Below are 15,021 nucleotides of genomic sequence, written 5' to 3'. Positions count from 1 at the left end.
CTCTCAACTGAAGCAGTCTGGCAATTGCCAATCCGTCTCCGCCATTGTTGCCGGTTCCGCAGACCACAAGGATTTTCTCTTTTTCTTTATTCTTTAATCTCTGTACAATCTCCTCAACCGTCTTTAATGCTGCCCTCTCCATAAGTACCGGAGACGATATCCCGGCTTTCTGAATCGTATTATGATCCAGTTCTTTCATCTCAACAGCAGTTACAATCTCTCTCATCTGTTCACCTCCTGTTTACAATAACACATTTACATGCAAGAGAAAAGCTGTGATCAGATGACCACAGCCTTGTGTTTCACAGTTATCCCTTACATCCCTTCATGTTCCTTTCTGTACTCACTCAGGTTATAGGACAAAGTCATAAGACTCTCTGAAAGATGTACGTTCTCTACCATTACATCCTCCGGGGCATCCAGATCAATATGTGCAAAATTCCAGATTGCCTTAATTCCATTATCAATTAAAATCTTTGCCATCTCTTTGGCTTTATTTTTAGGAAGAGTCAGGATCGCGATCTCAACCTCATTCTCCTTCAGAAACAAAGGAAGATCGCTCAACATCTGAATCTCAATTCCACGAACTGCAATCCCCTCAAGTACAGGATTGACGTCAAAAATACCAACCAGCTTAAATCCGCGCTTTTCAAAATCCACATAATTGGCCAATGCCTGTCCCAGATTACCGGCACCCAGAATAATCATCGGATGTACAGTATCCAGCCCAAGGATCTTACCGATTTCTGTATACAAATAGCGTACATTATAGCCGTAACCCTGCTGACCAAAACCACCGAAATTATTTAAGTCCTGACGAATCTGGGAAGCCGTCACATGCATCTTCTTGCTAAGATCATTTGAAGATATACGCTCTACATTCTCCTCCATCAATTCACCGAGGTAGCGGTAGTACCGCGGCAAACGCTTGATTACCGCTTTCGAAATTTCCTTAGCTTCCACAAATTTTCCCTCCTTAGCTTATCTATGTCAATTATACCCAGATGTTATTTTATTGTCAAATTAAATTTGTACTTTTTGACCAAATATTTCTGTATTTTTTTATCAATTTCATTCTGAAAAATTCCCCGGAATATCATATTTTCTTCCATGCATCCATCCGGTGCTTTCTTTTCCCTTGACAAAATCTCTTAAAATGCTTTCAAAAACAGGCATTTTCGATTATAATAGTACGCGGACAAATTACAAACGGAGGAATTCCTATGATTTTATCATGTCAGAATATCTGTAAATCCTTTGGCGAAAAAATCATTCTCAAGGATGCCAGTTTCCATATAGAAGATCGCGAAAAGGCAGCTCTCATCGGCAATAACGGTGCAGGCAAGACGACTCTGCTGCGAATCATTATGCATGAGCTCTCCCCGGATTCAGGAAACGTGGTACTTGCCAAAGATAAAAATATCGGCTACCTTGCCCAGTATCAGGACATTCATGGCCATCATACCATTTACGAAGAACTGATTTCCACCAAACAGCACATTATTGATATGGAGAACCGTCTGCGCTCTCTGGAACAGGAAATGAAAACCACCACCGGAGATGCTCTGGACAGCCTGATGAATACTTACACAAGACTGAGTCACCAGTTTGAACTGGAAAATGGTTACGCTTACAAAAGTGAGATCATGGGTGTATTAAAAGGTCTTGGTTTCACAGAAGAAGATTTCGAACGCCAGATAGAAACTCTTTCAGGCGGCCAGAAAACCCGCGTAGCTCTGGGTAAACTGCTTCTTGCCAGCCCTGACATTCTTCTTCTGGATGAGCCTACCAACCATCTGGATATGGAGAGTATTTCCTGGCTGGAAACCTATCTTCTGAATTACCCGGGTGCTGTATTTATCGTATCCCACGACCGTTACTTTCTTGACAAAGTCGTAACAAAAGTTGTGGAAATCGAAGCAGGAAATATGCGTATGTACAGTGGCAACTATTCTGCCTATGCCTTGAAAAAAGCCCAGCTGCGTGACGCCCAGTACAAAGCCTACCTGAACCAGCAGCGGGATATCAAACATCAGGAAGCAGTCATTGCCAAGCTGAAATCCTTTAACCGCGAGAAATCCATCAAACGTGCGGAAAGCCGCGAGAAAATGCTGGATAAAGTCCAGCGCATTGATAAACCACAGGAGATTCAGAATCAGATGCGCATTTCCCTGGAACCAAGATTTGTCAGCGGAAATGATGTCCTTACTGTGGAAAGTCTTTCCAAATCTTTTCCCGGACAGGGACACTTTTCAGTGACATCTCCTTTGAGATCAAGCGTGGAGAACGTGTAGCCCTGATTGGCAATAACGGCACAGGCAAAACCACCATGTTAAAGATCATCAATGGGCTGATCGACGCAGACAGCGGCAGATTTACTCTTGGTTCCAAGGTACAGATTGGCTACTATGACCAGGAACACCATGTTCTTCATATGGAGAAAACTATTTTTGAGGAAATCTCAGATGCTTATCCCACACTTACGGAAACAGAAATTCGAAATATGCTGGCAGCATTCCTTTTCACAGGGGATGACGTATTCAAACTGATCTCCGCTCTGTCCGGTGGAGAAAGAGGTCGTGTTTCCCTCGCCAAGCTGATGCTGTCCGAAGCAAACTTTCTGATCCTCGATGAGCCCACCAACCATCTGGATATCGCTTCAAAAGAGATTCTTGAAGAGGCATTGAACAGTTACACAGGAACAGTATTCTATGTTTCCCACGACCGTTACTTCATCAACCAGACAGCTACCCGGATCCTGGATCTGACCAATCAGGCAATTGTAAATTATATCGGAGATTACGACTATTATCTGGAGAAAAAAGAAGAGCTGACAGAAAAATATGCTCCGGCTGCCGCTCAGGCTGTGACAGAAGCAAAGCAGGCTTCTGATAACAAGCTTTCCTGGCAGCAGCAGAAAGAAGAACAGGCCCGCCAGCGAAAACGAGAGAATGAACTAAAAAAAGTAGAAGCCCGCATTGAAGAACTTGAGACCAGAGATAAAGAGATCGACGAAACCATGATTCTCCCGGATATCTGCACAAATGTGGCAGAATGTGCGAAACTTAGCAAAGAGAAAGCCGCCATTACCGAAGAATTAGAAGGATTATATGAAAAATGGGAAGAACTTGCATAATGCAGGTTCTTCCCATTTCCGCAGTTTATAACTTTTTACAGGTTTCTCTGCTGCAGTGTGATCCCTGCCCGGAGAACTTTATAATGTTATAGAAACATTACCGGATAATTTCTGACATTATAAAATTTCATCCAGTCTCTCTCTGATGGCAAGGATGAAATCTTTGCTGTTCAGTACTGTCACATCCTCAAGAGAAGTGATCAGCGCAAGGTCTTTTGTCATCTTACCGCTTTCAATCGTCTCCAGAGTCGCCTTCTCCAGTTTATCAGCAAATTCCATCAATTCTTTATTGTCGTCCAGCTCACCTCTTTTTCTCAGAGCTCCGGTCCATGCAAAAATAGTTGCTACAGAGTTAGTAGATGTCTCCTCACCTTTCAGATAGCGATAATAATGTCTCTGTACAGTTCCATGAGCAGCTTCATATTCGTAATATCCCTGTGGAGATACCAGTACAGATGTCATCATAGCCAGAGAACCAAATGCCGAAGAAACCATATCACTCATAACATCTCCATCATAGTTCTTGCAGGCCCAGATAAATCCGCCTTCAGCCTTCATGACACGAGCTACGATATCATCGATCAGGCTGTAGAAATATTCAATGCCTGCTGCCTCGAATTTCTCCTTAAACTCATCCTCATAAATAGTTGCAAAGATTTCCTTAAAACGTCCGTCATAAATCTTGGAGATCGTATCCTTGCCGCCAAGCCACAGGTTCTGTTTTGTATCCAGCGCATAATTAAAACAGCATCTTGCAAAACTTGTGATAGAATCATCCAGATTGTGCATACCCTGAAGCACACCCGGTCCCTCATAATGATGGATCAGCTCTTTTCTCTGCTGTCCGTCTGCACCTTCAAATACCAGATAAGCATCTCCGGGGCCGTCAATATACATCTCTGTGTTCTTATACACATCACCATAGGCATGACGTGCGATGGTGATCGGTTTCTTCCAGTTCTTAACACATGGTTCAATACCCTTCACTACGATTGGGGCACGAAAAACAGTTCCGTCGAGAATTGCACGAATCGTTCCGTTAGGACTCTTGTACATTTTCTTTAAGGTATACTCTTCCATTCTTGCCTTATTAGGAGTGATAGTGGCACATTTCACTGCAACGCCGTACTTCTTTGTAGCCTCTGCTGCATCAACAGTTACCTGATCATCCGTTTCATTTCTGTATTCCAGACCAAGGTCATAATACTCAGTGTTCAAATCAATATACGGAAGAAGAAGTTCATCTTTGATAATTTTCCAGAGAATTCTGGTCATCTCATCTCCATCCATCTCCACAAGTGGTGTCTGCATCTGAATTTTTTTCATGTTAATCCTCCTCTTTGGCTCTTATCCAGTTAATTATCATGATAGCCGAAAACAGACCGTTCGTCAATGCTTTTATACACTAAAGCAATATTTTGCGAAATAAAAGGATACTGATTACAGTTCCATAAAGCGTTCCAGATCCAGCTCTCCCCATCCCTGCTGATTCTTTGGCAGTCCCATATCCCTGGCACTTTCTTTCAGTTTCATCTTGATCTGAACATTAGTCAGTTCCGGATTCTTCTCAAGCATCAGTGCTGCTGCCCCTGCAACCAGAGGTGTAGACATAGAAGTACCACTTTTCACTCCATATCCGTTATCTGCTCCCGGTGTACAGGCAAGAACATGATTCCCGGGCGCAACCAGATCCGGTTTACAAACACACTCAAAGGTAGGTCCCCTGCCGGATATGGCAGTCCGTCCTGTAAGCAGATCGCTGGAGCCTACTGTGATAATCTTCCGGCTGCTTCCCGGTGCTGTCACACTTCCTGCCTTCGGTCCCTGATTTCCTGCCGCAGCCACTACCACCAGACCTGCATCCCAAAGTTGTTCCACACCCGCAATCAGAACTCTGTGATCTTCTGCTCTCCTGCAGGTTGTTCCCACCGAGATATTCACTACACGTATTCCATAATATCTCTTATTCTCCAGAATCCAGCGAAAAGCCTGCAAAACATCTTCTTTCCTGCCATTTCCCGTTCTATCAAGCACCTTCAGAACGATAAGCCCACAACCCGGGGCAATTCCTCTAATCCGTCCTTCCGAAGCCCTTCCGTCACCGCCAATGATCCCACATACATGGGTTCCATGAGAATTATCATCATAAGGTCTGATACGATGTCCGATGAAATCTTGAAACGCAAGTATTCTCCCTGTAAAATCTATATGAGGAAAAATCCCGGTATCCAGAACACACACACCCACGTGCTTTCCTGTATATCCGGAATCATCTGAATTCTTCATAAAAAATCCTCCGAATCATCTGGATAATGAAATCTTACCGCAACTGTTCATCAGGTCGCTGCAAAGACAATGAACATCTGCGTCTTACTTTAAATTATTCGGAAGATTATATTTTTGTGTCCGACAGTTTCTCCTGTCATATCTCCGTTTTTCTGTAAATAAAATGTATAAAGCTTCCATGATATGCAGATACTTCTGATATGCAAAACAACAGGCATATACAGAATCTGTTACAGAAATCCCGAAAAATATCCTTATAGCAATTTCATAAAATAACTGTAACCATCTGCATAATATTAAGGAGACAAATTATGACTGCATTATTATTGATACTGGTATTTTTACTCTTTCAGACCTTCGTCCTGCTCTGCTGTGTAGCTGCCGGAAATGACGCTGCCTCCCAGGAAATCTCCGATCAGGAACAAATGGAATTTATCCGGGAATGGAAAAAAACACATTGCAGCAGCCCTCAAAAATAAAGGGCTGCTGCAATGTGCTGATAAACCTTCTACATCACATAACAGTCATATCGTATTGCTTTTCCTTTTAATATATAAGAAGGCTCTCTTCCATCAAGACAGACGCTCTTAAGAGGACGTTTTACGATAATTCTGGAAGGTCCGGCTTTGATAGCTGCATCAAAAAGATCTTTTTCCTCAGAACATGGAGGTTCAAGTTTCTGGATCAGCTGAAGTTTTTTATTTATCAGACCGGATTTCTGTCTCTTCGGGAACATGGGATCAAGATAGATCACATCTACCGGATCCATAAGTTTCTCCATACATGACACACTGTCACCCTCTACCAGTTTCATTCTGGAAGCAATGTCTTTTAATACGGGATGCTTTCTGGCACGCCGGAGCGCATCCTTCAAAAGTGCGGCGATCACCGGATTCTGTTCGTATAATGTCACCTCATAGCCATATGCTGCAAGAAGGAAACCATCCTCCCCCATGCCTGCAGTGGCATCAATTGCTTTCAGATGTTCTCCCTCAGTTTTGACCGCACGTACCAGCATTTCATGGGAAAGTCTTCCGTTTGTAACTCTGTGCAGCATTCCTTCAAAATCTCCCTGATATGTCAGACCATAGCCGGTAAGTGATACGCCCCGGGAGTCAAACATTACTGTCAGATGTTCTCCCGGTTTGTCCATAATCGGAACATTGTTCTTTCTGGCAAAAGATTCTGCCATTTCTCTTTGCCCGCCCTTACCCAGGCAGACCGTTATCTTATCATTCATTTACACATTTCCCGCAAAATTTAATTTTCTTTTAATGCTTTTTCTATTTCAGCGATCACAATTTTGAGTGCTTTAATACGGGCATATTTCTTGTCAACAGATTCCAGTACATGCCATGGTGCAAAGGAAGTATTTGTCTTCTGAAGCATCTCATTTACAGCCACTTCATAGGCATCCCATTTCTCTCTGTTTCTCCAGTCCTCATCTGTGATCTTCCATTGTTTCTCCGGATTATTCTGTCTCTCCTGAAAACGCTCCAGCTGTGTATCCTTATCGATCTGTACCCAGAATTTAATAATGACCGCACCCCAGTCTTTAAGTTCTTTCTCAAACTCATTCATTTCGTTGTAAGCACGTTTCCAGTCATTTTCACTGCAAAATCCCTCCAGACGTTCTACCATGACTCTGCCATACCAGGTTCTGTCAAAAATAGCGATATGACCATTTTTCGGAAGTCTTGTCCAGAAACGCCATAAATAATGTCTGGCCTTCTCATGTGGTTCCGGACTTGCGATCGGATGTACTTCATACCCCCGGGGATCCAGAGCTTCTGTAATACGTTTAATGTTACCTCCTTTGCCTGCCGCATCCCAGCCTTCATACGTGATGATCACAGGAATACGTCTCCTGTACAGTTTATTATGGAGTTCCCCCAGTTTACTCTGGAGCTGTTTCAGTTCTCCCCTGTACTCCTCGTCATCCATTGTTTTATCTCTCAGATCAATATCCGACAGACGGGGAATCTGCTCCAGAGGAAATACATTCTGCAAAATCGGAACGGAATGTGCCTGATTCTGCATGGCAACTTCAATATTGCTTACCATAGTCTCCAGCACCTGAAGTTCCGCCCATTTTCTGTCACTGGCATCTATGATGTACCATGGTGCAGAGGAAGCATTCGTGTCAGACAGATACTGAGAAAATATTTTTGCACATTTTTTGTAATGTTCATTCTGCCATTTATCAAAGTCTGACACACGCCATCTGGTGTCTTTATGATCCAGAAGTAATTTTTCACGCCGCTTCTGTTCATCCCTGTCAATCTGCATAAAGAATTTCAGCACCAGATAACCATTATCTGTAAGCTGCCGCTCAAAACGGCGGATGCTGTCAATCCGCTGTGTATAACCTTCGCCTTCAATCTCGCCCGACAGACAGTCTTTACAAGTCTGCTCCATCCAGCCGGAATCCAGAAATGTAAATTTTCCGGCTTCCGGAATCTGTTTAAAATAGCGATACAGAAATGGATATCTCAGTTCTTCTGCTGTGGGAGCTGACATAGTGGCAACCTTAAAGAAACGCGGATCAATATTTTTAATGACTTTTCCGATCGTACTTCCCTTGCCGGAAGATCCCCAGCCTTCAAAGAGTACAATTACCGGGATCTTATGTTCCTTGATTTTCATCTGAAAATCATAGAGCTGACTTCTCGCTGTCTGCAGACGGGTTTTGATTTCCTCTTTTTCCGGCATATGTGCCGGAGTCCATGTTGTAAGCATAACATTGATCCTCCTTTTATTTTTCTTCGTAACTGTTCAATACTCTCACAGTCAGAGGCTGTTGAATAGTTATCCTTCTCATTAATAGAATATCTCAAATTCAGCTGAAATAATCATAACATGAAATCTGTTTATCGTAAAGCAGGTGTATGATATAAATAATGCATATTAATCCAGTCAGGTTACTGCTCATCAGAGCGTGAAATCCTGCGTCAGATATCCTTGATGTGCGTCAGATTTTTTCTAAATCCGCAATATTTTCAGGATATTCCATATCAGAATATAATTTCAGCTGTAACTGTAATATTCTGTTATACTCATCGCATCCGGGTTCTAACACTCTTCTTTGTTCATAGAGTTTATGATCTTCCTCACTCATTTTCACATCAAAGCTTTCCTGAGTATGGAATTGGATTTCAATACGATAGTTGCGTGAGTTTTTAAACTTGGTATTTACGCCATTATATGGAAAACTGTCATTGACCCAATAATTTTTCAATGAATATATCTTCCAGTTTTTCTCATACAGGGCATCTGTCACAGATCGTATCTGTTCAACATATTCTTTCGGTTCCAGTATCACTGTATAACGAATAACATCCGCTATTGAATCAAAAAAAGACTTCTCTACTCTCTGATAAAGCTTATTGTATAAGGACTTCGGTGATTTTACTCTATACTCTAATCCCGCAAGTACTGCTTTATTTGTTTTTGCAAAGTCCACAAGAAATTTGGTGATTTCAAACTCTGTAGACAGATAATCAGCATAAAACACTCTTTCCTCAAAAGAAAGTTTATTGAAAAGTTCAATATCCTCTTCTGTCCATGATTCTTCAATTTCTTTATTAAGGTAGATCTTTTTTGAATTTTCAGCGGACAAAACACATTTGAGTTCTATCGAATCAATGCCAAAAAGGCCGGTATTATCACCTGATCCATGAGTCAGACTTCTGAAGATCTTCTCATAATTATTAATGATCAAATTTACTTTTCTTTCAATCAGTGCATATGCCGAATCCTGATCCGCCTGCTTCTATCACAAGTTTACCATCTTTAACAGCAATACTCCTTACAACGTTTCTTTCAACAAAGCCAACAATCTCTTCAGAATTATACTTATCAAAATCCTCATAATTCAGATCAAGATTTGTGTTCTTCAATTCTGCAAGCTGATTTCCAACAGCAAGAACTGCTGCCAGATTCTTCAATCTGACAGTATTTTTATTGTCTAATACCAAAATTTCTTCCAGCTGATTTATATCATCGCTGTTTCCGTCAATAAAATACAGCATACTGGTTATGGCATGTTTATGTTTCTCTGACGGAAATTCAAATATATCTCCATATTCTTCTATCAGACACGCACTGAACAAAACATGATATTTGCTCATGATCTGAAGGAATGTAAGCGATTGAGTCTGCTTTTGGATTCCCAGTTTGTTTATATATTTATTCATAAATTATATATGTCTTTTTGACTATCTTTTTATATCTCCTTAAATGTCCGCAAAGCCTTATTTTATAGGCTCTACGGGCATTTTGCTTTTGTGGTAAACCTCACATATCTAGGTCTATCTTCTTATATTTTCGCTATCAAGCGTGGTTAAAATCGTGGTAAATACTTCTATGCGATTAGACGCTGAACCTCTGATTTTGCGGTATCTATGGACGCATGAGCGTACCAGTTCATTGTGATACTAATGTTTGAATGTCCCATGATATACTGTAAATCTTTTGGGTTCATGTTCTTGCTTGCCAGTCTTGTGCAGAATGTATGGCGTAGCGTATGCGGTGTGATATGTGGCAAGGGATTGTCCTTGTGGTGCTTGTTATATTTCTTTACCATACGGACAAATAAGGCGTTGTAATCAATCGCAACTTTGGGCTTGCCTTTATGATTGACAAATAAGAAATTGCTCTGTCCGTCTATCACAAATGGTTCTGCCTTTGGGCGTTTCTTCATAACCCGTTGAAATGCCTGTATTGTTTCTCTACTTAATGGCACTTGTCTTATTCCGCTTTTCGTCTTAGGCGTTTCAATATAATAGCCCTGTTCCTTGCTCTTTAGTAACTGGTGGTCGATAATTACAACTTCATTCTTGAAATCAATATCAGCTACTGTCAGTCCGCACAGTTCCGAGATACGAAGTCCAGTCTTTAACAGTATCAGCACATCATCATAATGCTTGTGATACACATTGTCTGTCTTGATAAATGAGAGTAAGGCTTGTTCCTGTTCCTCTGTCAATGCGACTTTCTCTTTGGTATCATTTTCTAGGACTTCACTTAACTTAAAATCAAAAGGGTTCTTCCTTACACAATCGTCTTGTATGGCGATATAGAATGACGCTTTTAACGAGCGTTTATGGTTGTTAATGGTGTTATAGGAAAAGCCTTTATCTTTCATGCGTAACGCCCATTCCTTAGCGTCAGAGGGTTTTATCGCATCAATGCTCCTAGCACCCAACTTGTCCTCTTTCAATAACCGCATGAGTTGTTCCCGTTGTTTTTGTGTGCTTTTCTTCACATTCGCCCTCTGTAAGTTCTGTTTGGCATAGAGTTGGCAAAGCGTCATTTTCTTGCCTGTGCTGTCGATACCGTCCTCAATATCCCGTCTTATCTGCTGTTCCAGTTCACGAAGTGAGGGTTTTTCCCGTTTTTCCTTTGGTGTCGGGTCTGTGGGTGTCAATCTCCAAGCATACACATATTTTGTGTTTCCAAATGCGTCTACATATTTATATAAGTATTTCCCGTCTGTTCGTTGGCTCTCTCCAGTATGCAGGATACGTCCTTTACTATCCCGTCTTTTTTCTTTCATGGTGTCTGCTCCTTTCCTTGTTGGAAAGAGCCTTGATATGACTTGTGTTCATCATAACACATACAAGGCTCATTTGCATTAGATTGCGTCCAATTTGTCAATAACCTGTTCAAACTGTCGGCGTTTAATCTGTATGCGGTTGCCATTCATAATGAGCCAGCCAGCGTCCTTGTTTTCCTCTGCTAAGCGTCTTAACTTGTTTTCTCCGATACGGAAATACTTTGACGCTTCTTCAATGGTAAGGGTATATTTTTCCCATACGGGAATATCCTGTGCATTACTCATAAAACACCCCCTCACTTTCGATTACATCTGCTATATCCGTACACATCTGTTCTACAAGCATTTCCTGTTTTTCGGAAAGGTTGGTACATTCATCAATCATTTTCATGTAGTTTGAGCCTGTCAGCCTGTCGATTTCCTCTATCATCACGATTGACGGCATGACCTGTCTTTCCAGCCATTGCAGAGTGCGTTCCATATTGACAGGTACGGGGTTCATTTCAAAAGGTAAACTGTCATGGGAAATGAATATCTCCCACAGCGGATAATCGGGAAATTGCACAAAATCAGTAATAAGGTAAAACACCAACCCATGAGGGTTATATGTCAATAACAATTCCTCAACTGCCTGTACTGCCTTTTTATCACGCAGACGAATTTCAAAACGGTTGATAATATCCGTATGTTTCTTTTTGGTTGCCTGTTCCTTTTGTTTTTCATACAGGCAGAAATATTTTGTGCTTGCCTTTGAGCCGATATAAAGGGTACTTGCTAAATTACGGTTTTTTCCGCTTAGTTTTCCACCTTGTACATTTTCATAGTTTTTACAGCGACAATCCGCACCGCCATTTTTGTATTTTTCAGACAAAACGGGAATATCCAGCAGACCGCACATATCATTGATTGCCAAGTCAAAACGTCGGATAACACCGCCACAGTCAAGACAGCGGTTTAAAAATGAATACCAATCCCTGTTCTGTGCCTGTAAGACATATTCCATGTTGCGTGAGCCTGCCCCTTTTAATTCTAAAAATACACCCATGTGTTCATCATCAGAAGCCATGACCTTGATTTCCCCGTAGGCATAATGCTCCTTATAGCCATAATACCCATAGTCATAATGGATAAAATAGTCCGCTTTCATGCCAAGCACCTTTCGGATAACTTCTAATGCGTCAGTCGTTGGAAAACGGACAGACAGATAATCAACGAGCAGATAAAAAGGCTTATCACAGACATAGTAATTCAGACAACGCAGGATAATGTTCTGTGTTTCTTTACTTGCGTTGGCTTTTCCGTTCTCAAAGCGGTTGATACTATATCTTGATACATGGGTAAGACTTGCAAGTTCTCCTTGTGAAAGACCGCTTGCAAGACGTTTGTTCTTCATTTCAAGTGCAAATTCTAAATTGTTCATTGTATTCCTCCAATCCCACAACAGCCTTGAAATACCTGTAAACCACTATTCAAAAGAATGTGAAATTACTATCTTCTTAAAACTTCTCATTACTACTCACAGGTTTGGGGTTGTATGGTTTTTGACTTGTCTTTTGTGAAATAGTGCCCCCCTGTTAGATAACGGGGGCACAGTCAAGGCTCGCAGGCTCGCCAGCCGACAAAGCATTTCTTCCCCTTGACACAAGGTGTCATGGCGGTAAGCCTGAGAGGCTTCCGCCACCGTGTCAGAAATACTTTGTCAGCAAGTCCTGTTTTGCCTTTTCTAACAAGTTCCATTTCAACCAATATTCATATCTACGGGTTTAATCAGATGGGTATTTCTTTTTGAATGTTTTTGTATTTCATGCTATTGTGCTTATTCACTCACAATAGCATAGTAATTCTTATATGCTTATTTGTCAATATCTTTTTTTGTCTTTACAAATCATATTAAGCATGATAGACTTATAACAGTGAAGATATAACGAGATATGGAGGGTTGTGCAATGAAAATAAGCCATTTAGGAAATAATATACAGACCATAAGAAAATTTAGGGGAATGAAACAACAGGAACTTGCGGACAAAATCGGTATCAATATGCAGAGCCTTTCCAAGATTGAAAGAGGGTTGAACTATCCTGCTTATGAAACGCTGGAAAAGATAATGGAAGTGCTGGACGTAACGCCGAATGAATTATTATCGGGAGAATGGAAGTATGTCAATCAGTCTGAAAAAGAAGTCTGTCAGTTTTTAAGAACAGAAGAACGTCTAAATGCAGAACTGAAACACGGACACTATGATAACTTCTTTGACAGCGAGGAAGAATGGCTGGAATATGAGTTGGAAAAGTTACGGGAATACATTACAGACTATATCAACGGGAAAAGCATTGAAGCGTCCGACCTTTACCCAATCAAAGAATTTATCCAGCATTTGAAGTTTCAAAAATTACTAGACCGCTATGATGATTTATACAGTATGGATATGTTTGGGGAAAGCATAGAGGGACATAAATATAGGACACCTTATCAAGTCGTGAAAATGATAAATCCGAACTCAAAAGAGGATATGGAACTGTTACGGGAAGTATTAAGGAATAACCATTTTGATGATGAGGACGAGTAATCTTTTTCCTCTTGCGAGAAGATACAGCAAACAAAAAGCCCGATCAAGAGTGCAAAGCACCACCAATGGTGGCAAGCTCTTGACAGGGCTTTTTCTTTTCTGTTGTGGGTACTCAAGAGGAAAAAAGGAAAAGTGTGATGTCTCAATTTTTTTATCTTGCACGCATAAAAAGATTGAAAGAGGTGTTTGTTTCCAGTATAATGTTTTTTGTATAGAAGCAAGGATTGAATTTTTTTGAAAGAAAGGGTTGACAGTCATGTTCACACATTGTTACGCTTGCGACAGACAGACAGACAGACAGACAGACAGACAGACAGACAAGTAAATTCTGCCCTTTTTTCAATTCTATCAATAATAAACAGAACGCACAGATTATCCAGTTATAAGGGGGAGTTTGTGCGTTTTTCTATGCAAAGAATTTATGAAAAATAAGGAGTGAACAAACTATGAAGAAAAAACAAGTCCTTGCAGTAAGTTCCGCATTGATGATTGGAACAACAACTGCACTTACAGGGCTTCCTACTCCTGTCATGGCACAGGAAAACACAGAAGTTGTGCAGGAAGCCGTTGTAGAAGAAAACAAGACAGAGCAAGTTCCTGTGGAACAGAAAACAGAAAACGCAGAAGTACAAGAGAATATAACAGACAAGGAACAGGAAGAAACTGCTGAAAATGCAGAAACTTTAAAAGAAGAAAGTACAAAACAGGAAACACCTGCAACACCAGAAAAAGAAGTGGTTACCGAAGATAAGACCGTTGAAGCAAGCAAAAATACAGAAGTAAAAGCTGGAAGCATTGCTATTGATGAAGCACATTTTCCAGACAAAGTATTTAGAGAACAAATCATTGCAGAATTTGATAAAGACGGCGATAGTGTGTTATCTGTTGATGAAATATCAAAAGCCCAATTCTTAAACTTGCATGATATGAAAACGATATCTTCATTAGAGGGTATTCAATATCTAACAAATTTGCAGTCTTTAGATGTTTCTACGACTTCTGTTTCAGACTTAAGTCCGGTTAAAAACTCATCTTTAAAAAGATTAGATTGTCGTTCTTCAAAAGTAAGAAGCGTTGATTTAACACGTTATCCGAATTTGGAAGCTTTCGTTTGCGATAATACATCAATTAACAGTCTTGATGTATCTAAGAATGAAAAATTGAATACGTTATTTGCAGATAGTACCTCTATTTCCAATTTAGATGTAACAAACAATCCTAACTTAGAACAACTATCTTGTAGCAATACAGGATTAATGGAACTTGATGTCACACATAATCCGCAATTAGTCACTTTAGATATAGGAGATACAAAAGTAAAAACACTTGATATAAGTAAGAACCCTAATTTGAAACAACTATCATGTTATATGACAAATATAGCTGAATTAGATGTAACAAAAAACACAAAACTGACACGCCTTTTTTGTCATGATACAACTATTAAAAAATTAGATTTAAGCAATAATTTAGAA

The 15,021-nt window shown here is 40.6% G+C and carries 13 protein-coding genes and 1 pseudogene; 3 read left to right on the top strand and 11 right to left on the bottom strand.

Annotated features, from left to right (window positions below; genetic code table 11):
- On the bottom strand, positions 1-226 hold a 226-nt coding region (locus AC075L_RS08335), incomplete at its 3' end, for an NAD(P)H-hydrate epimerase (RefSeq protein ID WP_476387539.1).
- A gap of 89 nt (positions 227-315) precedes the next feature.
- Positions 316-963 (bottom strand): redox-sensing transcriptional repressor Rex, encoded by a 648-nt coding sequence (locus AC075L_RS08330; protein ID WP_022380002.1) that lies wholly within the window; start codon positions 961-963, stop codon positions 316-318.
- A 260-nt stretch (positions 964-1,223) separates the two neighbouring features.
- Here AC075L_RS08330 and AC075L_RS08325 point away from each other — a divergent pair.
- Positions 1,224-3,136 (top strand): annotated as a pseudogene (locus AC075L_RS08325) (ABC-F family ATP-binding cassette domain-containing protein).
- 117 nt (positions 3,137-3,253) lie between these two features.
- Here AC075L_RS08325 and AC075L_RS08320 read toward each other — a convergent pair.
- The 9 genes from AC075L_RS08320 to AC075L_RS08280 form a co-directional block, all read right to left on the bottom strand.
- Complete coding sequence (locus AC075L_RS08320; RefSeq protein ID WP_055057469.1) at positions 3,254-4,462, bottom strand: NADP-dependent isocitrate dehydrogenase; 1,209 nt, start codon at positions 4,460-4,462, stop codon at positions 3,254-3,256.
- A gap of 114 nt (positions 4,463-4,576) precedes the next feature.
- Positions 4,577-5,422, bottom strand: a complete 846-nt coding sequence (locus AC075L_RS08315) for a S8 family peptidase (RefSeq protein ID WP_118669960.1) — start codon at positions 5,420-5,422, stop codon at positions 4,577-4,579.
- Between the two features lie 508 nt (positions 5,423-5,930).
- Positions 5,931-6,662 carry a class I SAM-dependent methyltransferase gene (locus tag AC075L_RS08310; RefSeq protein ID WP_008703940.1) on the bottom strand — a complete coding sequence of 244 codons (732 nt, stop codon included), beginning with the start codon at positions 6,660-6,662 and terminating at the stop codon, positions 5,931-5,933.
- Between the two features lie 20 nt (positions 6,663-6,682).
- On the bottom strand, positions 6,683-8,161 hold the full coding sequence (gene pap / locus AC075L_RS08305; protein ID WP_118669959.1) for a polyphosphate:AMP phosphotransferase: 1,479 nt from the start codon (positions 8,159-8,161) through the stop codon (positions 6,683-6,685).
- Positions 8,162-8,393: 232 nt separating this feature from the next.
- Complete coding sequence (locus AC075L_RS08300) at positions 8,394-9,143, bottom strand: hypothetical protein (protein ID WP_476387538.1); 750 nt, start codon at positions 9,141-9,143, stop codon at positions 8,394-8,396.
- A gap of 13 nt (positions 9,144-9,156) precedes the next feature.
- Positions 9,157-9,618 carry a hypothetical protein gene (locus AC075L_RS08295; protein ID WP_476387537.1) on the bottom strand — a complete coding sequence of 154 codons (462 nt, stop codon included), beginning with the start codon at positions 9,616-9,618 and terminating at the stop codon, positions 9,157-9,159.
- A gap of 167 nt (positions 9,619-9,785) precedes the next feature.
- Positions 9,786-10,979, bottom strand: coding sequence for a site-specific integrase (locus AC075L_RS08290; protein ID WP_021361840.1), 1,194 nt, complete (start codon positions 10,977-10,979; stop codon positions 9,786-9,788).
- A gap of 78 nt (positions 10,980-11,057) precedes the next feature.
- Complete coding sequence (locus AC075L_RS08285) at positions 11,058-11,264, bottom strand: excisionase (protein ID WP_002341493.1); 207 nt, start codon at positions 11,262-11,264, stop codon at positions 11,058-11,060.
- Positions 11,257-12,399 (bottom strand): XRE family transcriptional regulator, encoded by a 1,143-nt coding sequence (locus tag AC075L_RS08280; protein ID WP_021361841.1) that lies wholly within the window; start codon positions 12,397-12,399, stop codon positions 11,257-11,259. The genes AC075L_RS08285 and AC075L_RS08280 overlap by 8 nt, the downstream gene beginning before the upstream one ends.
- Before the next feature lie 526 nt (positions 12,400-12,925).
- Here AC075L_RS08280 and AC075L_RS08275 point away from each other — a divergent pair.
- Positions 12,926-13,546, top strand: coding sequence for a helix-turn-helix domain-containing protein (locus tag AC075L_RS08275; protein ID WP_009242236.1), 621 nt, complete (start codon positions 12,926-12,928; stop codon positions 13,544-13,546).
- 446 nt (positions 13,547-13,992) lie between these two features.
- On the top strand, positions 13,993-15,021 hold a 1,029-nt coding region (locus tag AC075L_RS08270), incomplete at its 3' end, for a leucine-rich repeat domain-containing protein (protein WP_476387536.1).

The organism is Blautia sp. ZXY-1-B12 (assembly GCF_056339915.1).
This window is presented reverse-complemented; position numbering and strand designations above follow the sequence as displayed.

What these genes read in the sequence shown, in the direction of transcription:
- AC075L_RS08320 (WP_055057469.1), bottom strand. Translation starts at nt 4,462, where the DNA reads ATGAAAAAAATTCAGATGCAGACACCACTTGTGGAGATGGATGGAGAT.
- AC075L_RS08315 (WP_118669960.1), bottom strand. Translation starts at nt 5,422, where the DNA reads ATGAAGAATTCAGATGATTCCGGATATACAGGAAAGCACGTGGGTGTG.
- AC075L_RS08310 (WP_008703940.1), bottom strand. Translation starts at nt 6,662, where the DNA reads ATGAATGATAAGATAACGGTCTGCCTGGGTAAGGGCGGGCAAAGAGAA.
- pap (WP_118669959.1), bottom strand. Translation starts at nt 8,161, where the DNA reads ATGCTTACAACATGGACTCCGGCACATATGCCGGAAAAAGAGGAAATC.
- AC075L_RS08295 (WP_476387537.1), bottom strand. Translation starts at nt 9,618, where the DNA reads ATGAATAAATATATAAACAAACTGGGAATCCAAAAGCAGACTCAATCG.
- AC075L_RS08290 (WP_021361840.1), bottom strand. Translation starts at nt 10,979, where the DNA reads ATGAAAGAAAAAAGACGGGATAGTAAAGGACGTATCCTGCATACTGGA.
- AC075L_RS08285 (WP_002341493.1), bottom strand. Translation starts at nt 11,264, where the DNA reads ATGAGTAATGCACAGGATATTCCCGTATGGGAAAAATATACCCTTACC.
- AC075L_RS08280 (WP_021361841.1), bottom strand. Translation starts at nt 12,399, where the DNA reads ATGAACAATTTAGAATTTGCACTTGAAATGAAGAACAAACGTCTTGCA.
- AC075L_RS08275 (WP_009242236.1), top strand. Translation starts at nt 12,926, where the DNA reads ATGAAAATAAGCCATTTAGGAAATAATATACAGACCATAAGAAAATTT.